This window comes from Streptomyces lavendofoliae (assembly GCF_014649735.1).
Classification (GTDB): Bacteria; Actinomycetota; Actinomycetes; order Streptomycetales; family Streptomycetaceae; genus Streptomyces; species Streptomyces lavendofoliae.
The window spans coordinates 256,817-278,518 of record NZ_BMTP01000005.1 but is presented as its reverse complement, the minus strand read 5'-3'; the positions used below and the strand labels follow the sequence as shown (position 1 = coordinate 278,518).

The 21,702-nt window shown below is 73.2% G+C and carries 20 protein-coding genes; 13 read left to right on the top strand and 7 right to left on the bottom strand.

Going from position 1 to position 21,702, the window contains the following annotated elements; translation table 11 throughout:
- Positions 1–281: 281 nt before the first annotated feature.
- Together IE109_RS12160 and IE109_RS12155 are read left to right on the top strand one after the other, a co-directional pair.
- The gene (locus IE109_RS12160) at positions 282–2,036 is read left to right on the top strand and encodes an acetyl/propionyl/methylcrotonyl-CoA carboxylase subunit alpha (RefSeq protein ID WP_189550812.1); all 1,755 of its coding nucleotides are present in this window, start codon (positions 282–284) and stop codon (positions 2,034–2,036) included.
- A gap of 169 nt (positions 2,037–2,205) precedes the next feature.
- Positions 2,206–2,751, top strand: coding sequence for a TetR/AcrR family transcriptional regulator (locus IE109_RS12155; RefSeq protein WP_229890942.1), 546 nt, complete (start codon positions 2,206–2,208; stop codon positions 2,749–2,751).
- A gap of 194 nt (positions 2,752–2,945) precedes the next feature.
- Here IE109_RS12155 and IE109_RS12150 read toward each other — a convergent pair whose 3' ends face one another.
- Both IE109_RS12150 and IE109_RS12145 read right to left on the bottom strand, forming a co-directional pair.
- Positions 2,946–3,926, bottom strand: coding sequence for a DeoR/GlpR family DNA-binding transcription regulator (locus tag IE109_RS12150; RefSeq protein ID WP_189550810.1), 981 nt, complete (start codon positions 3,924–3,926; stop codon positions 2,946–2,948).
- Between the two features lie 178 nt (positions 3,927–4,104).
- The gene (locus IE109_RS12145) at positions 4,105–5,544 is read right to left on the bottom strand and encodes an NAD(P)H-quinone dehydrogenase (protein ID WP_189550809.1); all 1,440 of its coding nucleotides are present in this window, start codon (positions 5,542–5,544) and stop codon (positions 4,105–4,107) included.
- A 139-nt stretch (positions 5,545–5,683) separates the two neighbouring features.
- Here IE109_RS12145 and IE109_RS12140 point away from each other — a divergent pair, with 139 nt between their 5' ends.
- From IE109_RS12140 to IE109_RS12125, 4 genes are all read left to right on the top strand, one after another.
- Positions 5,684–6,121: a gamma-glutamylcyclotransferase family protein gene (locus IE109_RS12140; RefSeq protein ID WP_146482009.1), complete on the top strand. Its 438-nt coding sequence runs from the start codon at positions 5,684–5,686 to the stop codon at positions 6,119–6,121.
- Between the two features lie 177 nt (positions 6,122–6,298).
- Complete coding sequence (locus IE109_RS12135; protein ID WP_189550808.1) at positions 6,299–7,123, top strand: purine-nucleoside phosphorylase; 825 nt, start codon at positions 6,299–6,301, stop codon at positions 7,121–7,123.
- A gap of 230 nt (positions 7,124–7,353) precedes the next feature.
- A complete protein-coding gene (locus IE109_RS12130; RefSeq protein ID WP_189550807.1) occupies positions 7,354–8,994 on the top strand; it encodes a phospho-sugar mutase in 1,641 nt (546 codons plus the stop codon).
- Between the two features lie 122 nt (positions 8,995–9,116).
- Positions 9,117–10,307 carry a putative hexosyltransferase gene (locus IE109_RS12125; RefSeq protein ID WP_189550806.1) on the top strand — a complete coding sequence of 397 codons (1,191 nt, stop codon included), beginning with the start codon at positions 9,117–9,119 and terminating at the stop codon, positions 10,305–10,307.
- A 3-nt stretch (positions 10,308–10,310) separates the two neighbouring features.
- Here the strand turns inward: IE109_RS12125 and IE109_RS12120 are convergent, their stop codons facing one another.
- From IE109_RS12120 to IE109_RS12110, 3 genes are all read right to left on the bottom strand, one after another.
- The gene (locus tag IE109_RS12120; RefSeq protein ID WP_189550805.1) at positions 10,311–10,901 is read right to left on the bottom strand and encodes a PH domain-containing protein; all 591 of its coding nucleotides are present in this window, start codon (positions 10,899–10,901) and stop codon (positions 10,311–10,313) included.
- 30 nt (positions 10,902–10,931) lie between these two features.
- Positions 10,932–11,549 (bottom strand): class F sortase, encoded by a 618-nt coding sequence (locus tag IE109_RS12115; RefSeq protein ID WP_189550804.1) that lies wholly within the window; start codon positions 11,547–11,549, stop codon positions 10,932–10,934.
- Between the two features lie 116 nt (positions 11,550–11,665).
- The gene (locus tag IE109_RS12110; RefSeq protein ID WP_189550803.1) at positions 11,666–13,015 is read right to left on the bottom strand and encodes a hypothetical protein; all 1,350 of its coding nucleotides are present in this window, start codon (positions 13,013–13,015) and stop codon (positions 11,666–11,668) included.
- 205 nt (positions 13,016–13,220) lie between these two features.
- Between IE109_RS12110 and deoC the strand changes: the two genes are divergently transcribed.
- Genes deoC through IE109_RS12095 form a run of 3 tightly spaced genes read left to right on the top strand, consistent with a single transcriptional unit; the run spans position 13,221 to position 16,508 of the window.
- Positions 13,221–14,168, top strand: a complete 948-nt coding sequence (gene deoC / locus IE109_RS12105; protein ID WP_189550957.1) for a deoxyribose-phosphate aldolase — start codon at positions 13,221–13,223, stop codon at positions 14,166–14,168.
- A gap of 5 nt (positions 14,169–14,173) precedes the next feature.
- Positions 14,174–15,610 (top strand): aldehyde dehydrogenase family protein, encoded by a 1,437-nt coding sequence (locus tag IE109_RS12100; protein WP_189550802.1) that lies wholly within the window; start codon positions 14,174–14,176, stop codon positions 15,608–15,610.
- Positions 15,600–16,508: an aldehyde dehydrogenase family protein gene (locus IE109_RS12095; RefSeq protein ID WP_189550801.1), complete on the top strand. Its 909-nt coding sequence runs from the start codon at positions 15,600–15,602 to the stop codon at positions 16,506–16,508. Before IE109_RS12100 ends, IE109_RS12095 begins: the two co-directional genes overlap by 11 nt.
- Positions 16,509–16,581: 73 nt before the next feature.
- Here IE109_RS12095 and IE109_RS12090 read toward each other — a convergent pair whose 3' ends face one another.
- On the bottom strand, positions 16,582–16,944 hold the full coding sequence (locus tag IE109_RS12090; RefSeq protein WP_189550800.1) for a hypothetical protein: 363 nt from the start codon (positions 16,942–16,944) through the stop codon (positions 16,582–16,584).
- A gap of 121 nt (positions 16,945–17,065) precedes the next feature.
- On the opposite strand from IE109_RS12090, the gene IE109_RS12085 reads away from it, so the two are divergent.
- Positions 17,066–17,719, top strand: coding sequence for a hypothetical protein (locus IE109_RS12085; RefSeq protein ID WP_373297687.1), 654 nt, complete (start codon positions 17,066–17,068; stop codon positions 17,717–17,719).
- A 259-nt stretch (positions 17,720–17,978) separates the two neighbouring features.
- Here the strand turns inward: IE109_RS12085 and IE109_RS12080 are convergent, their stop codons facing one another.
- Positions 17,979–18,740, bottom strand: a complete 762-nt coding sequence (locus IE109_RS12080) for a SigE family RNA polymerase sigma factor (protein ID WP_189550798.1) — start codon at positions 18,738–18,740, stop codon at positions 17,979–17,981.
- Positions 18,741–18,889: 149 nt separating this feature from the next.
- Here IE109_RS12080 and afsQ1 point away from each other — a divergent pair, with 149 nt between their 5' ends.
- The 3 genes from afsQ1 to IE109_RS12065 are packed head-to-tail and all read left to right on the top strand — an operon-like array spanning position 18,890 to position 21,658.
- Positions 18,890–19,567 (top strand): two-component system response regulator AfsQ1, encoded by a 678-nt coding sequence (gene afsQ1 / locus IE109_RS12075; RefSeq protein ID WP_179166385.1) that lies wholly within the window; start codon positions 18,890–18,892, stop codon positions 19,565–19,567.
- Positions 19,465–21,057 carry an ATP-binding protein gene (locus tag IE109_RS12070; protein WP_189550797.1) on the top strand — a complete coding sequence of 531 codons (1,593 nt, stop codon included), beginning with the start codon at positions 19,465–19,467 and terminating at the stop codon, positions 21,055–21,057. The genes afsQ1 and IE109_RS12070 overlap by 103 nt, the downstream gene beginning before the upstream one ends.
- Complete coding sequence (locus IE109_RS12065) at positions 21,041–21,658, top strand: hypothetical protein (RefSeq protein ID WP_189550796.1); 618 nt, start codon at positions 21,041–21,043, stop codon at positions 21,656–21,658. The genes IE109_RS12070 and IE109_RS12065 overlap by 17 nt, the downstream gene beginning before the upstream one ends.
- Positions 21,659–21,702 lie beyond the last annotated feature (44 nt).

Sequence of the window (21,702 nt, the reverse complement as noted above, 5' to 3'; positions counted from 1 at the left end):
CGGGACAAGGGTTCCGGCAGGGCGGCAAAGAATCATTCGCCCATTCGTAGGGACTCCACAAAGAAACGGGATGCCGCGCTGACCCGCAAGACAGAGACCTTGACCACACCGGCGGGTTACTGTTCCGGCAAGAAGCCCTGCGTAACGTGGTGCGACAAGGGATTTAACGACTCCACTACGCCTCGAATCACGCTCCGTGTGGGCAAGCTCACCATTGGGGACGGGTCGAAACGCCGTGTCGGCTGTCCCTAAACTCAGCTTGTTTCAAGGAGGGAGCCATCGTGCGCAAGGTGCTCATCGCCAACCGTGGCGAAATCGCTGTCCGTGTCGCCCGTGCCTGCCGGGACGCCGGGATCCAGAGCGTAGCCGTCTACGCCGATCCGGACCGGGACGCCCTGCACGTCCGTGCGGCCGACGAGGCGTTCGCCCTGGGCGGTGACACCCCGGCCGCCAGTTACCTGGACATGGCCAAGGTGCTGCAGGCCGCGGCGGATTCCGGTGCGGACGCCATCCACCCGGGTTACGGGTTCCTGTCCGAGAACGCGGAGTTCGCCCAGGCCGTCATCGACGCCGGGCTGACCTGGATCGGCCCGCCGCCGCAGGCCATCCGCGACCTCGGTGACAAGGTCGCCGCCCGTCACATCGCCCAGCGCGCCGGCGCGCCGCTGGTCGCCGGCACGCCCGACCCGGTCTCCGGGGCCGACGAGGTCGTCGCCTTCGCCCGGGAGCACGGCCTGCCGATCGCCATCAAGGCCGCCTTCGGTGGCGGCGGTCGCGGCCTGAAGGTCGCCCGCACCCTCGAAGAGGTGCCGGAGCTGTACGACTCCGCCGTGCGCGAGGCGGTCGCCGCGTTCGGCCGGGGCGAGTGCTTCGTCGAGCGCTATCTCGACAGGCCCCGGCACGTGGAGACCCAGTGCCTGGCCGACAAGCACGGCAACGTCGTGGTCGTCTCCACGCGTGACTGCTCGCTCCAGCGCCGCCACCAGAAGCTGGTCGAGGAGGCCCCGGCGCCGTTCCTGACCGCCGAGCAGAACGCGGAGCTGTACGCCGCGTCCAAGGCCATCCTCAAGGAGGCCGGCTACGTCGGCGCCGGCACCGTGGAGTTCCTCGTCGGCACCGACGGCACGATCTCCTTCCTGGAGGTCAACACCCGTCTGCAGGTCGAGCACCCGGTGACCGAGGAGGTCACCGGCATCGACCTGGTGCGGGAGATGTTCCGCATCGCCGACGGCGAGGAGCTCGGCTACGACGACCCGCCGGTGCGCGGTCACTCCTTCGAGTTCCGGATCAACGGCGAGGACCCGGGCCGCAACTTCCTGCCCGCCCCGGGCACCGTCACCAGCTTCTCCCCGCCCACCGGCCCGGGCGTCCGGCTGGACGCGGGCGTGGAGTCCGGCAGCGTCATCGGCCCGGCCTGGGACTCCCTGCTCGCCAAGCTGATCATCACGGGTGCCACCCGTGAGCAGGCGCTGCAGCGGGCCGCGCGAGCCCTGGCCGAGTTCCAGGTCGAGGGCATGGCCACCGCCATCCCCTTCCACCGCGCGGTCGTCGTCGACCCGGCGTTCACCGCCGACCCCTTCCGCGTCCACACCCGCTGGATCGAGACGGAGTTCGTCAACGAGATCAAGCCGTTCGCCGCGCCGGCCGAGGCCGAGGCGGAGGACGAGTCGGGCCGCGAGACCGTCGTCGTCGAGGTCGGGGGCAAGCGCCTGGAGGTCTCCCTGCCGTCGTCGCTCGGGATGAGCCTGGCCCGCACCGGCCTCGCCGCCGGCGCCAAGCCCAAGCGCCGCGCCGCCAAGAAGGCCGGGTCCGCCGCCTCGGGCGACACGCTCGCCTCCCCGATGCAGGGCACGATCGTCAAGGTCGCGGTCGAGGAGGGTCAGGAGGTCCAGGAGGGCGACCTCGTCGTCGTCCTGGAGGCGATGAAGATGGAGCAGCCGCTCAACGCCCACCGGGCCGGCACGATCAAGGGTCTGTCGGCGGAGGTCGGCGCGTCGGTGACGTCCGGCGCCGCGATCTGCGAGATCAAGGACTGACACACCTCACCACGGGGGCCCGCCGGCAGCTGTCCGGCGGGCCCCTCGCCATGTGCGCGATGGCATCCTGGATACGGAGGCGGGGCTGCGAGGGAGGACGGGCGCGATGGCGACGAGCACGGCGGCGAGCGGGACGGCGGCGGGCGGAACGCCGGGTGCGCCGCGCCCCATGCGCGCCGACGCCCGCCGCAACCACGAGCGGCTCCTGGCCGAGGCCCGCGCCGCGTTCGCGGAGCACGGCACCGACGCGTCGCTGGAGGACATCGCGCGCCGCGCCGGAGTGGGCATCGGCACGCTGTACCGGCACTTCCCCAACCGGCACGCACTGATGAACGCCGTCTTCCAGGACGCGCTCCACACGCTGCTGGAACGGTCCCGCGACCTGGTGGGCGCGGAGCAGCCGTGCACGGCGCTGGTGGAGTGGCTGCGGGCCATCGTCACGCACGCGGGCGAGTACCGGGGTCTCGCCCGGGCGCTCATGTCGGCGTCCCACGACGCCACTTCGGCCCTGTCGCAGTGCAGCACGCCGATGCGCACGGCGGGCGAGCGGCTGCTGGTACGCGCCCAGGAGGCGGGCGCGGTACGCGCGGACGTGTCGATCGGCGACCTGATGCAGCTCACCAACGCGATCGCCCTGGCCGCCGAGCAGTCCCCGGACGATCCGGAGCTGGCCGACCGCCTGCTCACCCTGACGCTGCGGGGCCTGCAGCCCTGACGGCGTCCGGGCGGGTACGCCCCGCCCGGACGGGCCCGCCGGTCGCGGGTTCGGCCCGCCCCGGCGGCGGGTGCGTTCCGCCCGAGAGGCCCGTCAGGGGCTCGGCCCGTACGACGGGACAGCCATCGGCGGCTCGGCCCTCCACACCGGGCCCGCCCCGCCAGGGGGCCGGCCCGGACGACGGGGCCGACCCGTCAGCGGCGGCGGAGGTCCGCCACGCGTGCGCCGCGCTCCGGGGGCTGGCCGTCACCGGACAGGGACGCGCTGCGCAGTTGCGGGCCGCCCGGGTGGCGGCCGCGCTGGCCCGGCAGCGGAACGTCCCTGCGACCCTGCCGGCCCGGGGGCGGGGCGCCCTCGGACCCGGACGCGCCGGACGCGCTCGAGGCGCCGGCGGCCGGACCGGCCACCGTGATCTGAACGCCCTGGTCGGCCAGGGCCTGGAGCTCGGTGCCCGCCCGGTCGTCGTGGACGGGCGGCTCGTCGGTGACCAGCCGGGTGATCAGGTCCGTCGGCACGGTCTGGAACATGGTGTCCGTACCGAGCTTGGTGTGGTCGGCCAGCACCACCACCTCCGCCGCCGCCTGCACCAGCGCCCGGTCGACGCTCGCGGAGAGCATGTTGGACGTGGACAGGCCGCGCTCGGCGGTGAGCCCGCTCCCGGACAGGAACGCCCGGGAGACGCGCAACCCCTGGAGGGACTGCTCGGCCCCGCTCCCCACCAGCGCGTAGTTGGACCCGCGCAGGGTGCCGCCGGTCATGACGACCTCCACCCGGTTGGCGTGGGCCAGGGCCTGGGCGACGAGCAGCGAGTTGGTGACGACGGTCAGCCCGGGGACGCGGGCGAGCCGGCGGGCCAGTTCCTGCGTGGTGGTGCCGGCGCCGACCACGATGGCCTCGCCCTCGTCGACGAGACCGGCGGCCACGTCGGCGATGGCCGTCTTCTCGGCGGTCGCGAGATGGGATTTCTGCGGGAAGCCGGACTCTCGCGTAAAACCGCCCGGCAGCACCGCACCGCCGTGCCGGCGGTCGAGGAGTCCTTCTGCCTCCAGTGCCCGCACGTCACGCCGTACGGTCACTTCGGAGGTCTGGACGACGCGGGCGAGCTCCCGGAGCGATACCGCCCCATTGGCGCGCACCATTTCAAGGATCAACTGACGACGTTCTGCAGCGAACACGAAACTGACAGTAACGCCAGCGACCGTTTCTTTGCAGCGGTATGCGCCTATTACGCGAAGTTGCGAACAGAGGGGCCCGCCAGGTGGTATAGGCGGGCCCGTCCGGGAACGTTCCTTGATTGATCGATGTCCCGACTTGCCGGGAGTTGCCGGGTGTTGTCCCAGCCCCGGGGCCGGGCTACGCCTCGGCGGACGCCTTCCGGGTGTGCAACTGTCGTGCCACCTCGGCGATCGAGCCCGACAGGGACGGGTACACCGTGAAGGCGTTTGCGATCTGTTCGACCGTCAGGTTGTTGTCGACCGCGATCGAGATGGGGTGGATCAGCTCGCTGGCGCGCGGCGCGACGACACAGCCGCCGACCACGATGCCGGTGCCCGGACGGCAGAAGATCTTGACGAAGCCGTCCCGGATGCCCTGCATCTTCGCGCGCGGGTTGCGCAGCAGCGGCAGCTTCACACAGCGCGCGTCGATCTTGCCCGCGTCGACGTCCGCCTGCGTGTAGCCGACCGTGGCGATCTCCGGGTCGGTGAACACGTTCGAGGAGACCGTCTTCAGGTTCAGCGGGGTCACCGCGTCCCCGAGGAAGTGGTACATCGCGATACGGCCCTGCATGGCGGCGACCGACGCCAGGGCGAAGACGCCCGTCACGTCACCGGCCGCGTACACGCCCGGCGCGGAGGTGCGCGAGACCTTGTCGGTCCAGATGTGGCCGGAGTCCCTGAGCCGTACGCCGGCCTCCTCCAGCCCCATGCCCGCGGTGTTCGGGATGGCGCCCACGGCCATCAGGCAGTGCGTACCGGAGATCACCCGGCCGTCGGCGAGCGTGACCTCCACCCGGTCCCCGACGCGCTTGGCGGACTGCGCCCGGGAGCGGGCCATGACGTTCATGCCGCGGCGCCGGAAGACGTCCTCCAGGACGGCCGCCGCGTCCGGGTCCTCACCCGGCAGCACGCGGTCGCGCGACGAGACCAGGGTGACCCGGGAGCCCAGCGCCTGGTAGGCGCCGGCGAACTCGGCTCCCGTGACACCGGAACCGACCACGATGAGCTCCTCGGGGAGCTCGTCCAGGTCGTACACCTGGGTCCAGTTGAGGATGCGCTCGCCGTCCGGCAGGGCGTCGGGGATCTCGCGCGGGTGACCGCCGGTCGCGACCAGCACGGCGTCGGCGGTGAGCGTCTCCTCGCTGCCGTCGGCGGCCGTGACGATCACCTGGCGGGAGCCGTCCATGGCCTGGCGGCCGTCGAGCCGGCCCCGGCCGCGCAGCACCCGCGCGCCCGCCCGCGTGACGGAGGCGGTGATGTCGTGCGACTGGGCGAGGGCGAGCCGCTTCACCCGCCGGTTGACCTTGCCGAGGTCGACGCCGACGATGCGGGCGGCCTGCTCGAGGTGCGGGGTGTCGTCCGCGACGATGATGCCGAGCTCCTCGTGGGAGGAGTCGAAGGTGGTCATCACCTCGGCCGTCGCGATCAGGGTCTTGGAGGGTACGCAGTCGGTCAGGACGGAAGCTCCGCCGAGGCCGTCGGTGTCGACGACGGTCACCTCCGCGCCGAGCTGGGCGCCCACCAGGGCCGCCTCGTATCCGCCGGGTCCGCCACCGATGATCACGATCCGGGTCACAGGGGTTACGCCTCGCGCTCTCGTCACGGCAGGGGTGCAAGTACGTACCCCATTGTCCCGCACGGCCGCGGGTGCTTCCCGCCGGGGCCCTCGATGGAGGAACAGCGCTCACCCCCGGCCCTCCCGTACCCTCGATCCCATGTCGCTCTACGCCGCGTACGCCGGCAACCTCGACGCGCGGCTGATGACCCGCCGCGCCCCCCATTCCCCGCTGCGCGGTACGGGCTGGCTCAACGGCTGGCGGCTGACGTTCGGCGGGGAACAGATGGGCTGGGAGGGCGCCCTGTCCACGATCGTGGAGGCGCCGCGCTCCCAGGTGTTCGTCGCCCTGTACGACATCGCGCCCATGGACGAGGACTCCATGGACCGATGGGAGGGCGTCGGGCTGGACATCTACCGGCGCATGCGGGTGCGCGTGCACACCCTGGACGGCGAGGAACCCGCCTGGGTGTACGTCCTGAACGGCTACGAGGGCGGCCTGCCGTCGGCACGCTACCTGGGCGAGATCGCGGACGCGGCGGAGTCGGCGGGCGCCCCGCACGACTACGTGATGGAGCTGCGCAAGCGGCCCTGCTGACCCCGCTTGTCGGAAACGACAAGGCAACGATCCCAGCTCCGTGGGCATCGTCATCTACGCGCGTAGGCATCTTCGGGCTACGCTCTTGTGCGTACTGCTTTCTTCCGGGGCCGGCCCCCGGACCCCCGGCCCTCGCGAGGTCCGGGGCGACTGTTACTTCGCGAGGCGAGAGACTCTGTGAACGCAACTGCCACCCCGGATCACCTCCAGGGCGACCCCTACGCCGCCGCCGCCGACGCCGCCGCGCGCCTGCGCGAGCTGACCGGCGCCGAGACCCACGACGTCGCCCTCGTGATGGGCTCCGGCTGGGCGCCGGCCGTCGACGCGCTCGGCGCCCCGGACGCCGAGTTCCCGGTCACTCAGCTGCCCGGCTTCCCGCCGCCGGCCGTCGAGGGCCACGGCGGCAAGATCCGCTCGTACGCCATCGGCGACAAGCGCGCGCTGGTCTTCCTGGGCCGTACGCACTTCTACGAGGGCCGCGGCGTCGCCGCCGTCGCCCACGGCGTGCGCACCGCCGTCGCCGCCGGCTGCAAGACCGTCGTGCTGACCAACGGCTGCGGCGGCCTGCGCGAGGGCATGCGCCCCGGCCAGCCGGTCCTCATCAGCGACCACCTCAACCTGACCGGCGCCTCCCCGATCGTCGGCGCCAACTTCGTGGACCTCACCGACCTCTACTCGCCGCGCCTGCGCGCGCTGTGCAAGGAGGTCGACGAGACCCTCGAAGAGGGCGTGTACGTCCAGTTCCCCGGCCCGCACTACGAGACCCCGGCCGAGATCAACATGGTCCGCGTCCTCGGCGGCGACCTGGTCGGCATGTCGACCGTCCTCGAGGCCATCGCGGCCCGTGAGGCGGGCGCGGAGGTCCTCGGCATCTCCCTGGTCACCAACCTCGCGGCGGGGCTCTCGGGCGAGCCGCTGAACCACGAGGAGGTCCTCCAGGCGGGCCGCGACTCCGCCGCCCGCATGGGTGAGCTCCTCACCCGGGTGCTGGACCGCATCTGACCCCTCGCGGGGCCCCGGCCCCGCGCGCCCCGGCGTCCCCGGGTTCGCCCGCCACGAGGCGGTTGCCGTGGGCGGTGGTGCGGGGTGGCACCCGCCCCGCACCACCGGCGGCAGGGCACCGGGACGAAGGCGCCCCGCCCGGGTACTGCAACCACGCCCGGACGGGCGAACCGCACACCTCGCCGGGTGAGCGGCACGTACCGCAGACCAGATCCAGAGAGGCAGACACCGTGCAGCAGAACCTCATCGCGCAGGCGGAGGCGTGGCTGGCCGAGGACCCGGACGGCGAGACCCGCGAGGAGCTCGCCGGGCTCATCGAGGCCCGGGACCTCGACGAGCTCGCCGCCCGGTTCAGCGGCACCCTCCAGTTCGGCACGGCCGGACTGCGCGGCGAGCTGGGGGCCGGCCCCATGCGGATGAACCGGGCCGTGGTGATCCGGGCCGCCGCCGGGCTCGCCGCGTACCTCAAGGCGGAGGGCCACACCGGCGGCCTGGTCGTCATCGGCTTCGACGCCCGCTACAAGTCCGCCGACTTCGCCCGCGACACCGCGGCCGTCATGGTCGGCGCGGGCCTGCGCGCCGCGGTCCTGCCGCGCCCGCTGCCGACGCCCGTCCTGGCGTACGCCATAAGGCACCTGGGCGCCGTGGCCGGCGTCGAGGTCACCGCCAGCCACAACCCGCCCCGCGACAACGGCTACAAGGTCTACCTGGGCGACGGCTCGCAGATCGTGCCGCCCGCCGACACCCGGATCGCCGCCGAGATCGCCGCGATCGCGAGCCTGAGCGACGTCCCGCGTGCCGAGGACGGCTGGGAGACGCTCGGGGACGAGGTCCTGGGGGCCTACCTGGCGCGTACGGACGCCGTCCTGAGCCCCGGGTCGCCCAGGACCGCGAACGTCGTCTACACGGCCATGCACGGCGTCGGCAAGGACGTCGTCCTCGCGGCCTGGGAGCGCGCCGGGTTCCCCGCGCCGACGCTCGTGGCCGAGCAGGCCGAACCGGACCCGGCGTTCCCGACCGTCGCCTTCCCCAACCCCGAGGAGCCGGGCGCGATGGACCTGGCGTTCGCCCGGGCCCGCGAGGTCCGGCCGGACATCGTCATCGCCAACGACCCGGACGCCGACCGCTGCGCCGTCGCCGTGCCCCACGAGGGCGACTGGCGCATGCTGCGCGGCGACGAGGTCGGCGCGCTGCTCGCCGCGCACCTGGTCCGCAAGGGCGTCACCGGCACCTTCGCCGAGTCGATCGTGTCGTCGTCGCTGCTCGGCCGGATCGCCGAGGCGGCCGGCCTGCCGTACGAGGAGACGCTGACCGGCTTCAAGTGGATCGCCCGGGTGGAGGGCCTGGCCTACGGCTACGAGGAGGCGCTCGGCTACTGCGTCGACCCCGGCGGCGTACGCGACAAGGACGGCATCACGGCGGCGCTGCTCGTCGCCGAGCTGGCCTCGGAGCTGAAGGAGCGGGGCCGCACCCTGTCCGACCTGCTCGACGACCTGGCGGTCGCGCACGGGCTGCACGCCACGGACCAGCTGTCCGTACGCGTCGAGGACCTGGGCGTCATCGCGAACGCCATGCGCCGGCTGCGCGAGCAGCCGCCCGCCGCGCTCGCCGGGCTGACCGTCACGTCCGCCGAGGACCTGACGAAGGGCACCGCCACGCTGCCGCCCACGGACGGCCTGCGGTACCACCTGGACGGCGCCTTCCGGGCCCGCGTCATCGTGCGCCCCAGCGGCACCGAGCCCAAGCTGAAGTGCTACCTGGAGGTCGTCGTCCCGGTCGCCGACGCGAGCGGGCTCGCCGGCGCGCGGGCGCGGGCCGACGACGTCCTGGCCGCGATCAAGCGGGACCTGGCGGAGGCGGCCGGCATCTGAGCCACGCCCGACCCCCGTACGGGTGATTCTCGTACGGCACTTGACCCAGGGGCCCGGTACGTTCCGGGGGCCACCGAGCAGGGTGACCCCCGGTACCGCAGCCGAGCCCCTGGAGCGCCACCGTGCCGCCGTCGGTGATCACCCCGCGCCCGATCGTCCCCGCGTCGCGCCGGCCGCCGTCCGCGGCGGCCGGGGGCGTCCGGGAGCGGACCGCCCGCTCGCTGCGGTACGCCGCGCCCGCACTGCTCGGGTACCTCCTGGTGCGGCTGTCCGGGCTGCTGGTGCTGGCCCGCTGGGCGCGCCTCAAACAGCACGGGGTCTGGCCGACGCTGGCCACGTCCTGGGACTCGGACTGGTACCTGGGCATCGCCGACCACGGGTACCAGGACCACCTCGGCACCCGGTACGACTCCAACAACCTGGCGTTCTTCCCGCTGTACCCACTGCTGGTCAAGGCGGTCGCGGGCGTCACTCCGGGCTCGCGCGCGTCGGTGGCGCTGCTGCTCGCGGTGGCGTGCTCGCTGGTCGCGGCGTGGGGGATCTTCGCCGTCGGCGCCCGGCTGCACGGGCGCCGGGCCGGCACCGTGCTGGCCGTCCTGTGGGGAGCGCTGCCGGTCGGGGTGGTCCAGTGGATGGGCTACACCGAGTCGCTGTTCACGGCGCTCGCCGCATGGGCGCTGTACGCCGTGATGACCGGCCGCTGGTACGCGGCGGCCGCCCTCACGGTGCTCGCCGGGCTCACCCGCCCGACCGGGATCGCCCTCGCCGCCGCGGTGACGGTGACCGGTCTGGTCGCGGCGGGCCGCACACGCGCGTGGCCCCCGCTCGTCGCGGCGCTCGCCGCGCCCCTCGGCTGGCTCGGGTTCGTGGCGTGGGTGGGCGTCCGGGTGGGCCGCTGGGACGGTTACTTCGCCGTGCAGCGGCTGTGGCGCAACACCTGGGACGGCGGCGCGGGCACCCTGCGCGAGCTGAGGGAGCTCCTGGCGTACGACCGGACGCCGCAGCTGTTCCTGGTGGCCGTCTCGGCGGTGCTGGTGGCCTCGGTGGCGCTGTACGCGCTGTGCCTGGCCGACCGGCAGCCGCTGCCGCTGCTGGTCTTCTGCGGGGCGCTGCTGGTGGTGGTGCTGGGCAGCGGCGGGGTGTACTTCCCGCGCGCCCGCTTCCTGCTGCCCGCCTTCCCGCTGCTGCTGCCGCTCGCCGTGGCGGTGGGCCGGGCGCGGCCGGCGGTGGCCGGTGTGGTGCTGGGCGCGGCGGTGCTGTCGTCGGCGTGGCTGGGGGGCTACATGCTGCTGGTGTGGCCGGGGCCGCCGTGAGCCTCAGACGGCGAGCAGGACCAGGAGCAGGACGAGCCCGGCGAGCGCGGGCGCGATGATCTCGTAGGCCCAGCGGACGTGCGGGGCGCCCTGCGCGGAGGGCCGTGCCGCGCACCGCTCGGCCAGTTCGCGCAGGTCGGCGATGGTCGCGTCGGCTCCGGCGGACCGGGCCGCCTCCGGGCCCGCGGTGCCGGCCGCGCGGTCCTGGCGGCGCGCGGCCTTCTTCCGCTCGCGCAGCGAGACGGGCACGGACCACAGCTGGTACGTGGTGCCGTCCCGGGTGACGACCTCGCTGGAGTACCCCGCCCGCACGTCCGCGACCGACGCCCACGGCAGGTCGACGGTCCGGAAGGGGTTCCGTACCCGCATGCGGTCGTCGTTGACGTACACCACGGGCCGGAACGTGAACGCGACGACCAGTGGGACCACCAGCAGCAGCCCGGCGGCGGCGATCCAGGGCACCCGGCCCTCGCCGGTGACCAGCGCGTCGCCGCCGATCCAGGCGGCGAAGGCCAGGAGCAGCAGCCCTCCGACGATCCCCGGGGTCGAGCGGTAGGACCGGTCGGCGTACTGGGGCTCCTGGGGGGTCGTCATACGGCCGATTCTGCCTCACGGCCCGGAGCGTCACACGACCAGATCGGCGTACAGGATGATGTTGTCGGGCCGGTGGCCGTCCACCAGTTCGCCGCCACAGGTGATGAGGCGCAGTTCGGGGCGGGCGGTGTCGCCGTAGACCTTCCGCGTCGGGAAGACCTTCTTGTCGACCTGCTCCAGTTCCCGTACGCGGAAGACGGCGGTGGTGCCGTCGGCGCGCCGGACCCTGATCTCGTCGCCGGTACGCACCTTGGCGACGTCCTTCAGGACGGCCGGGCCCCGGGCGGTGTCGAAGTGGCCGATCAGCACGGCGGGGCCGGTCTCCCCGGGCGTGACGCCCTTGTCGTACCAGCCGATCCGGTCCGCGTCGGCGACGGACGGCACCTCGACCGTGCCGTCGGCGGCGAGGCCGAGGTCGAGCACGGGGCCGGTGTCGACGCCGGCGGCGGGGATCTCGACCCGGACCGGTTCGGACCGGGCCAGGGGGGCGGCGGCCGCGGCCGGAGGCGCGGTGGCGGGCTCGACGTGGGCGGGCGGGGCGGATGGGGCGCCGGGGGTGACCGGCGGGCCGCCCCGCGCGGCGCCGCAGCCGGCGAGCGCGGCGGGGACGGCGAGGGCGAGGAGCGCGGCGGCGAGCCGGAGTCTCACGGGGCCTCCTGGAACGTGGGCGGCGGGCCGCCGCGTGGGGTGTGTCGCGGCGGCCCGCCCGGAAGGGGGAGGTGGCCTGCTCGGGTCATGGACAGGTCACGCGGGAGGAACGGTGGTCAGCCGTGGTCGGCCGCCCGGCGGCGGCGCATGGCGACGAAGCCCAGAGCGGCGGCGGAGAGCGCGGCGGCTCCCGCGCCGGAGGCGACCAGCGGGGTGGGGTCGCCGTCCTCACCGGACGTCTCGGCACCGGCGGCGACGCCGCCCCGGGGCACGACGGTGGTCTGCGAGGTGCTGCCCTGGGCGCTGACGGCGGGGGCCGTGGTGGCGGCGGGTGCGGCCGTACCGCCGCCCGGCTCGCCGCCGCCCTTGTTCCCGGCCTTGTCCCCGCCGCGGTCCGCGCCCGGGACCTCGGCGCCGACGTAGACGGCCGCGTCCTGGGTGGCGGCGCCGGTGAGGTAGTGGGAGAAGGTGCCGTCCCGGTCGAGGACGACGACGGCCGAGCCCTCCCGCAGTACGGAGCGGCCGGTGTCGTCGACGAAGACGGCGCCCTTCGGGCATCCGTCGTCGTCGCACGCGGAGATGCCGTAGCGCCCCGACACCGTCCGCACGATCTGGATCAGCAGGCCGTTCGGGAGCTTGTAGACGCCCGGCTTGGCGGCCGTCACGACGTTCTCACGCCCGAGCCAGTTGTAGGTCGAGCCGTCCGCCTCGAGCACGAAGTACTGGACGTCGTGCTGGCCGGCCACCGACCGGCCGTCGGCGTCGAGGACCCCGATCGAGGCGCCGTCGATGAAGGCGTCGGCGCGGTGGTGGTTGCCGGTGACGCGGTAGATCTTGACGTACGTGCCGTTCTCGAGGGTTCCGGTGCGGATCAGCCGGCCCATGTCCTCGTCGACCTGGCGGGGGATGACCCGGCCGTCGGCCTTGAGGAGCACCTCGACACGGTTGTAGGTCCGCTTCTCGCCCGCCTTGAGGGTGAACAGCGTCCGGCCGGCCTTGAGGACGTCCGCCTCCGGCCTCCCGTCCACCCGGAACACCTGGGCGGACATGCCCTCGACGAGCGGCACGGTCTTCACGGGCTCCCGCTCGCCCGTGCCGGTCGCGGTGTCCGTCTGCGTGCCTCCGGCCGCGGGCTCGGCGCCCGTGCCGGATCCCGCACCGGTGCCGGGCTCGTCCGCCGGCGTGCCGGGCTTGCCCTCCGGCGTGCCGGGCTTGCCCTCCGGCGCTCCCGGCCGGGCGCCGGCCGCCGGAGCGACGGCGTCCGCGGGGGCGGGCTGCGCGGGGGCGGGCTGCGCGGCACCGGCGGGGGCCGGCCGGGCGCCCTCGGCGGCGAGCGCGGCGGTGGCGGTGGCCACGGGGGTGAGGGCGGCACCGGCGAGGAGGGCGGTGGCGACGGCGGTGCGAAGGGCGAAACGCATGACGACTCCGTGACGCTGCGAGGAGTGGACGAGGAGGAAGAGCCGCATGCCGCCTGCTCATTTCGGATGGGGCCGGTGAGTTCTGGCGGGCTGCACGGACCAAGTTATGGATCTTGTGTGCGGGACGGGTCCAGTCCGTGTCACAGGAGCGTGACAGAGCTCACGCCACCCGTGACCACCAGCACTTTCGCACGGACCGGCGGCACGGGGCTGTACAGGCCGCTACGCGCGTAGATATGCTCAAGTGGTGACCATGCCCCCTGCACCCGCATTCGCTGACGTGACCGCGTCCGACAGCACGCTGCGCCGGTTCCTCCATGGGCTGCCCGGCGTCGACACCGTCGGCCTGGAAGCGCGCGCCGCGTCTCTCGGTACCCGCTCGATCAAGACCACGTCCAAGGCGTACGCCATCGACCTGGCCATCTCGATGATCGACCTGACGACGCTCGAAGGCGCGGACACCCCGGGCAAGGTCCGGGCGCTCGCCGCCAAGGCCGTCCATCCCGACCCGACCGACCGCACCACCCCGCGCACCGCCGCGGTCTGCGTCTACCCCGACATGGTGGCCACCGCCAAGGCGGGGCTGGCGGGGACGGACGTCAAGGTCGCCTCCGTCGCCACCGCCTTCCCGGCCGGCCGCGCCGCGCTCGACGTGAAGCTCGCGGACACCCGTGACGCCGTCGCCGCCGGGGCGGACGAGATCGACATGGTGATCGACCGCGGCGCGTTCCTCGCGGGCCACTACCTGAAGGTCTACGAGGAGATCCGCGCCGTGAAGGAGACCTGCGGCGAGCAGGCCCGCCTCAAGGTCATCTTCGAGACCGGCGAGCTGTCCACGTACGACAACATCCGCCGCGCCTCCTGGCTCGGCATGATCGCGGGCGCGGACTTCATCAAGACCTCGACCGGCAAGGTCGGCGTCAACGCCACCCCCGCGAACACCCTGCTCATGCTGGAGGCGGTCCGCGACTTCCGTGCCCAGACCGGGGTACAGATCGGGGTGAAGCCCGCCGGCGGCATCCGGACCACCAAGGACGCCATCAAGTTCCTCGTCCTGGTCAACGAGACGGCCGGCGAGGACTGGCTGGACAACCACTGGTTCCGGTTCGGCGCGTCGAGCCTGCTGAACGACCTGCTGATGCAGCGGCAGAAGCTGGCCACCGGACGTTACTCCGGTCCCGACTACGTGACGGTGGACTGATCACGATGACCAAGTTCGAGTACGCACCCGCCCCCGAGTCCCGCTCGGTCGTCGACATCGCGCCGTCCTACGGCCTGTTCATCGACGGCGAGTTCACCGAGGCCGCGGACGGCACGGTCTTCAAGACCGTCTCGCCCGCCTCCGAGGAGGTGCTCTCCGAGGTCGCCCGGGCCGGGGCGGAGGACGTGGACCGGGCCGTGAAGGCCGCCCGCAGGGCGTTCGAGAAGTGGTCGGCGCTGCCGGGCGCCGAGCGCGCCAAGTACCTCTTCCGGATCGCCCGGATCATCCAGGAGCGCAGCCGCGAGCTGGCCGTCCTGGAGACCCTGGACAACGGCAAGCCGATCAGGGAGACCCGCGACGCGGACCTCCCGCTGGTCGCCGCGCACTTCTTCTACTACGCGGGCTGGGCCGACAAGCTCGACCACGCGGGCTACGGCGCGAACCCCCGCCCGCTCGGCGTGGCCGGCCAGGTCATCCCGTGGAACTTCCCGCTGCTGATGCTGGCGTGGAAGATCGCCCCGGCGCTCGCCACCGGCAACACGGTGGTCCTCAAGCCCGCCGAGACGACCCCGCTGTCGGCCCTGTTCTTCGCCGACATCTGCCGCCAGGCGGGCCTGCCGAAGGGCGTCGTGAACATCCTCCCCGGTTACGGGGACGCCGGCGCCGCGCTCGTCGAGCACCCGGACGTGAACAAGGTGGCCTTCACCGGTTCCACGGCGGTCGGAAAGGCCATCGCCCGCCAGGTGGCGGGCACCGGCAAGAAGCTCACGCTGGAGCTGGGAGGCAAGGGCGCCAACATCGTCTTCGACGACGCGCCCATCGACCAGGCCGTCGAGGGCATCGTCACCGGCATCTTCTTCAACCAGGGCCAGGTCTGCTGCGCGGGCTCCCGCCTGCTGGTCCAGGAGTCGATCCAGGACGAGCTGCTGGACGCCCTCAAGCGCCGCCTGTCGACGCTGCGTCTGGGCGACCCGCTGGACAAGAACACCGACATCGGCGCGATCAACTCCGCCGAGCAGCTGGCCCGTATCACGGCCCTCGCCGAGACGGGCGAGGCCGAGGGCGCCGAGCGCTGGTCGCCCGCCTGCGAGCTCCCGTCGTCCGGCTTCTGGTTCGCCCCGACGCTCTTCACGAACGTCACCCAGGCGCACACCGTCGCCCGTGACGAGATCTTCGGCCCGGTCCTGTCGGTCCTGACGTTCCGCACCCCGGACGAGGCCGTCGCCAAGGCCAACAACAGCCAGTACGGCCTGTCCGCCGGCATCTGGACGGAGAAGGGCTCCCGCATCCTCGCGGTGGCGAACAAGCTCCGCGCGGGCGTCGTCTGGGCCAACACGTTCAACAAGTTCGACCCGACCTCGCCCTTCGGCGGCTACAAGGAGTCGGGCTTCGGCCGCGAGGGCGGCCGTCACGGCCTGGAGGCGTACCTCGATGTCCGATAAGACCGAGCAGAACCGTCTGAGCGTCTTCAAGACCTACAAGCTGTACGTCGGGGGCAAGTTCCCCCGCAGCGAGAGCGGCCGGGTGTACGAAGTGCAGGACAGCAAGGGCAAGTGGCTGGCCAACGCGCCGCTCTCCTCCCGCAAGGACGCGCGGGACGCGGTCGTCGCGGCGCGCAAGGCGTTCGGCGGCTGGTCGGGCGCGACGGCGTACAACCGCGGTCAGGTCCTCTACCGCGTCGCCGAGATGCTGGAGGGCCGCAAGGGCCAGTTCGTGCACGAGGTGGCGCACGCCGAGGGGCTCTCGAAGTCCAGGGCGGCCGAGATCGTCGAAGCCGCCATCGACCGCTGGGTCTGGTACGCGGGCTGGACGGACAAGATCGGCCAAATCGTGGGCGGGGCGAACCCGGTCGCGGGCCCGTTCTTCAACCTCTCCACCCCGGAGCCGACGGGCGTCGTCGCGATCGTCGCCCCGCGCGAGTCGTCGTTCCTGGGCCTGGTGTCCGTCGTCGCCCCGGTGATCGCCACCGGCAACACGGCGGTCGTCATCGCCTCCGAGAAGGCCCCGCTCCCGGCCCTGTCGCTGGGCGAGGTGCTGGCCACCTCGGACGTGCCGGGCGGCGTGGTCAACGTGCTGTCGGGCAGGGCGGCCGAGATCGCCGCTCCGCTCGCCGCGCACCAGGACGTCAACGCCCTCGACCTGACCGGCGCGGACGCCGAGCTCGCGCGCGAGCTGGAGATCGCCGCCGCGGACAACCTGAAGCGCGTCCTGCGTCCCCAGGCTGTGGACGGCGAGGACTTCGCCGCCGACCCGGGCACGCACCGCCTGACCGCGTTCCTGGAGACCAAGACGGTCTGGCACCCCACCGGCTCCCTGGGCGCGTCGGGATCGTCGTACTGATCCCCGGGTGACCGAACGGCTCCGCCTCCCCTCCGTCCGGGGGAAGCGGAGCCGTTCTCACGCCGCGGGCACGTCAGCCGGGGACGACCCCGCCGAGCAGGGGCCCGGCGACCGGCAGGGCGGGCAGGCTGGTCAGGGAGCCGGTCGCCGAGGCCGTGTTGACCGGCTTGAAGTCGCCGACCTGGGTGCCGACGCCGTTGTTCAGCGGGTCCACCCCCGTCTGCGCCAGCGGGTTCACCTTCAGGTTCTTGGCCACCCCCGTCACATGGGGGATGGCGCCCTTTGTGCCCTCCAGGGCCGCCTGGGTGTCCATCGCCGGAAGCCGCGGCACCTGCGGCGGCTGCACCACGGCGTGCGCCGCGCCCCCGGTGGCACCGAGGGCGGCGCCCAGCGCCGAAACGGTGAGCCCGGCCTTCAGCCAGGTGTGACGTGTCATGAAAAGCTCCTGCCGCCTGGGTGACCTGTCGGGTACGCACCGTATTTGAGATGTGATGCTGGATACCAACGGGTCCCTGGCGGGGTCCCCCTACCGGGTCAATGGTTCAGACTGGTGTCCCGTGAGTTCCCAACCGATCCCGACCCGCGTCGTGCTGCTCGCGGGCCCCTCCGGCTCCGGCAAGTCCTCCCTCGCGGCCCGCACCGGCCTGCCCGTGCTGCGCCTCGACGACTTCTACAAGGAGAGCCACGACCCCACGCTCCCGCTCGTCCCCGGGAGCACGGACGTCGACTGGGACTCCCCGCTGTCCTGGGACGCCGACGCCGCCGTGGCGGCCGTGGTGGAGCTGTGCGCCACCGGGCGCACCACCGTCCCCGTGTACGACATCGCCACCAGCTCCCGTGTCGGCCGGGAGGTCCTCGACATCGAGCGCACCCCGCTCTTCGTGGCCGAGGGCATCTTCGCGGCGGACATCGTGGCGCGGTGCCAGGAGCTCGACCTCCTGGCGGACGCGCTGTGCCTGCGCGGCCGCCCCTCCACCACGTTCCGCCGCCGGCTGCTGCGGGACCTGCGCGAGGGCCGCAAGTCGGTGCCGTTCCTGCTGCGGCGCGGCTGGCGCCTGATGCGCGCCGAGCGCGCGATCGTCACCCGGCAGACCGCGCTGGGCGCCCACCCCTGCGACAAGGCCGAGGCGCTGGGCCGCCTGGCCGCCGCGGCCGCCGGCCGCCACCGCACCCCGGCGGCCACGGCCCCCCGAGCCCCGGAACCGGCCTGACCCCTTCCGGCACGGCGGCCCCGGTCCGGGCGACGGCAGCCGGGGCTTGGGCCCCGGCTCAGTCCCGGTTCCGGCGACGGCTGACCGCCGCCCGCGCCGGCCCCCGGCGGTCCGCCGCGCACAGCGAAGGGGCCGGACAGAACCCCCCGTTCCGTCCGGCCCCGCGCCTTGCCCCCCGTACCCCGTTCCCCCCGTGATCCCCCGTTCCCCCCGTTTCCCGGTCGCCGTCTCCCCCGAGACCGCGACCGGCCCCCCGCCCTCAGGCCACGAGCTGGCCGAAGGACTCCTCCTCGTCACGGCCGAAGCTGAGGACCTCGTCCTCGCGCAGCCGGCGCAGGGAGCGCCAGATGCTCGACTTCACCGTGCCGACGCTGATGTCCAGGATCTCCGCGATCTCCGGATCCGTACGGCCCTCGTAGTAGCGCAGGACCAGCATGGTGCGCTGCGGTTCGGGCAGCCGGGCGAGCGCCTGCCAGAGCACGGCGCGCAGTTCGGTGCCGCGCATCGCGTCGGTGTCACCGGCGGACTCGGGGAGTTCCTCGGTCGGGTACTCGTCGATCTTCCGCCGCCGCCAGGCGCTGATGTGCAGGTTGGTCATGGTGCGGCGCAGGTAGCCGCCGACCGCCGCCTTGTCGCTGATGCGCTCCCAGGCGCGGTACGTCGAGAACAGCGCGCTCTGCAGCAGGTCCTCGGCCTCGAACCGGTCACCGGTGAGGTGGTAGGCGGTGGCGTACAGGGAGGCGCGGCGCTCCCTCACGTAGGCGGTGAACTCCGCCTCCGTGAGGGCCGTCCGCTCCCCCGAGTCCTCCCCGTACGCCGCTCCCCCGCCGGACACGGCGACCATGTAGGGCGCCTTGTGCTGACGCCCGGCGCCGCGGACGCACCCCCGCCCTCCCCCTTGCTCGCGGCTTCGCTCGAGCAGGGCGGTGCCTCCGTCCGCGCCGGTCTTCTCCGCGCTCCGCGTGACGTCGTGGAGACGCGTGACAACTGCGCTTGAGGTGGTGCTGTGCAGTGCGTTCATCTCGCGCCCCCCGTCGTGTGGAGTCCGTTCCGGTCCGTGTGCCAATGAGCTTGCCGTCGGCACTTCATAGCGGTGTCCGCCGACTGTCACAGACCTGTCACAGGCCCCGGCGGTCGATCTGTCCGGCCCCCATGGGACAGAATGACGCCGTGCCTTTCCTGTTGCTGATCGAGGACGACGATTCCATCCGCACGGCCCTCGAACTCTCGCTGTCCCGCCAGGGCCACAAAGTGGCCACCGCGGCGACGGGCGAGGACGGCCTGAAACTGCTGCGGGAGCAGCGGCCGGATCTGATCGTGCTGGACGTGATGCTGCCGGGCATCGACGGTTTCGAGGTGTGCCGTCGCATCCGGCGCACCGACCAGTTGCCGATCATCCTGCTGACCGCGCGCAGCGACGACATCGACGTGGTCGTGGGTCTGGAGTCCGGCGCGGACGACTACGTCGTCAAGCCGGTGCAGGGCCGTGTGCTGGACGCGCGGATCCGGGCGGTGCTGCGGCGCGGTGAGCGCGAGTCGACGGACTCGGCGACCTTCGGGTCGCTGGTGATCGACCGGTCGGCGATGACCGTCACCAAGAACGGCGAGGACCTGCAGCTCACGCCGACGGAGCTGCGGCTGCTGCTGGAGCTGTCCCGCCGCCCGGGTCAGGCGCTGTCGCGACAGCAGTTGCTGCGCCTGGTGTGGGAGCACGACTACCTGGGCGACTCGCGGCTGGTGGACGCGTGCGTCCAGCGGCTGCGGGCGAAGGTGGAGGACGTGCCGTCGTCCCCGACGCTGATCCGGACCGTCCGTGGCGTGGGCTACCGGCTGGACGTGCCTGCGTGAGGCGGACGAGTCTGCGGCTGCGCCTCGTCATCGTCTTCGCCCTGGTCGCGCTGACCGCCGCCGCGTCCGCGTCGGGGATCGCGTACTGGCTCAACCGCGAGGCCGTCTTGCAGCGTACGCAGGACTCGGCACTCAACGACTTCCGCCAGGAGATGCAGCGGCGTGCCGCGACGCTGCCGCTGCGGCCCACGGAGGAGGAACTGCGGCGGACCGCCGAGGAGATGTCGTCCGGCGGTGTCGGGTACGGCGTGGTGCTGCTGGGCGAACGCGCCAAGGGCAAGCCGATCGCCGGGGTGTCGGACCCCGACCGGTTCACCATGGACGACGTGCCGCAGGAACTGCGGGCCGCGGTGAACGAGCGGCAGGAGGTGGGGGACGGCAACGCGTACCCGTACCACCTCTTCTGGCAGCGGACGACGCGTGACGGCACGCCGTACCTGGTGGGCGGTACGCGGATCGTGGGCGGTGGGCCGACCGGTTACATGTTCAAGTCGCTGGAGCCGGAGCGGCAGGACCTCAACTCGCTGGCGTGGTCGCTGGGCATCGCGTCGGCGCTGGCGCTGGTCGTCTCGGCGCTGCTGGCGCAGGCCGCGGCGACGACCGTGCTGAAGCCGGTGCACCGGCTGGGGGAGGCGGCGCGGCGGCTTGGCGAGGGCGAGCTGGACACCCGGCTGCGGGTGTCGGGCACGGACGAACTCGCCGATCTGTCGCGGACGTTCAACAGCGCGGCGGAGAGCCTGCAGAAGCGGGTCGCGGACATGAGCGCGCGGGAGGAGTCGAGCCGGCGATTCGTCGCGGACATGTCGCACGAGCTGCGGACGCCGCTGACCGCGCTGACCGCCGTGACGGAGGTGCTGGAAGAGGAGGAGGACGGCCTCGACCCGATGATCGCCCCGGCCGTCAAGCTGGTGGTCAGTGAGACGCGGCGGCTGAACACGCTGGTGGAGAACCTGATGGAGGTCACCCGTTTCGACGCGGGTACGGCGCGGCTCGTCCTGGACGACGTCGACGTCGCCGACCAGGTCACGGCGTGCATCGACGCGCGCGCGTGGCTGGACGCGGTCGAGCTGGACGCCGAGCGGGGGCTGATGGTGCGGCTCGATCCGCGCCGCCTCGACGTGATCCTGGCGAACCTGATCGGCAACGCGCTCAAGCACGGCGGGTCGCCGGTGCGCGTCGCGGTGCGGACGGCGGAGGACGACCTGTACATCGAGGTGCGGGACCACGGGCCGGGCATCCCCGAGGACGTTCTGCCGCACGTGTTCGACCGGTTCTACAAGGCGAGCGCGTCCCGGCCGCGGTCGGAGGGCTCGGGGCTGGGGCTGTCGATCGCGATGGAGAACGCCCTGATCCACGGCGGTGACATCACGGCGGCGAACTCGCCGGACGGCGACGGGGCGGTGTTCGTGCTGCGGCTGCCGCGCGACGCCTCGCGGACGGACGCGGAGCAGGACCTGCGGCAGGAGGGTGGCGGTGAGGGCGGTGCGTGAGCGGCGAGGTCTGGTCGCGCTGGTGGGGGTCGCCGTGGTCGCCGCCGTCGCGTCCGGCTGCGGGATCCGTACGACGTCGGTGCCGGTGGACGCGGGCGCGGCCCCGTCGCGGCTGCCGTGCAGCGTGTCGGGCGGCGGGTCGGCGTCGCGGGCGCAGCAGCGGCCGGCGCCGGTACGGGTGTACCTGGTGTGCGCCTCCGGTATGCAGGCGGTGGAGCGCACCGTGCCGGAGACGGGTGACAAGAACCCGCAGGACAGCCGGCTGGCGGTGGCGCGGGCGCTGCTGAACCAGCTCGTGGCGGAGCCGTCGGCGGCGGAGCGCGAGGCGGGGTTCACCACCTCCGTGCAGGGCCCGCTGACGGTCTCGGCGGGCCGGGGGGGCGACCCGAAGGGCGCGATGCGGCTGAGCCGTCAGCCGGAGGACCTGCCCGCGGCGGCGCTGTCGCAGATCGTGTGCACGTACGCCGAGAACGGCGCGACCGCCGACGGCGGGACGGTCCTGCTGGGCGGTCCGGGCCCCTATCCGGTGCGGCGCTACGCGTGCACGGAGCAGCTGAGGGAGCGGCCGGACTCGGCGGCGCCGACGCGCTCGGCGTCCTGAGGCCCTCCGGCGGCCGTCGGCCGGGGCGTCGGCGGGGCGGCCGT

Bases quoted from the DNA above. Each gene is read 5' to 3' on its own strand.
- IE109_RS12095 (WP_189550801.1), top strand. From the start codon at position 15,600: ATGTCCGATAAGACCGAGCAGAACCGTCTGAGCGTCTTCAAGACCTAC.
- IE109_RS12140 (WP_146482009.1), top strand. From the start codon at position 5,684: ATGTCGCTCTACGCCGCGTACGCCGGCAACCTCGACGCGCGGCTGATG.
- IE109_RS12155 (WP_229890942.1), top strand. From the start codon at position 2,206: ATGCGCGCCGACGCCCGCCGCAACCACGAGCGGCTCCTGGCCGAGGCC.
- IE109_RS12120 (WP_189550805.1), bottom strand. From the start codon at position 10,901: ATGACGACCCCCCAGGAGCCCCAGTACGCCGACCGGTCCTACCGCTCG.
- IE109_RS12110 (WP_189550803.1), bottom strand. From the start codon at position 13,015: ATGCGGCTCTTCCTCCTCGTCCACTCCTCGCAGCGTCACGGAGTCGTC.
- deoC (WP_189550957.1), top strand. From the start codon at position 13,221: ATGCCCCCTGCACCCGCATTCGCTGACGTGACCGCGTCCGACAGCACG.
- IE109_RS12080 (WP_189550798.1), bottom strand. From the start codon at position 18,740: ATGAACGCACTGCACAGCACCACCTCAAGCGCAGTTGTCACGCGTCTC.
- IE109_RS12090 (WP_189550800.1), bottom strand. From the start codon at position 16,944: ATGACACGTCACACCTGGCTGAAGGCCGGGCTCACCGTTTCGGCGCTG.
- IE109_RS12100 (WP_189550802.1), top strand. From the start codon at position 14,174: ATGACCAAGTTCGAGTACGCACCCGCCCCCGAGTCCCGCTCGGTCGTC.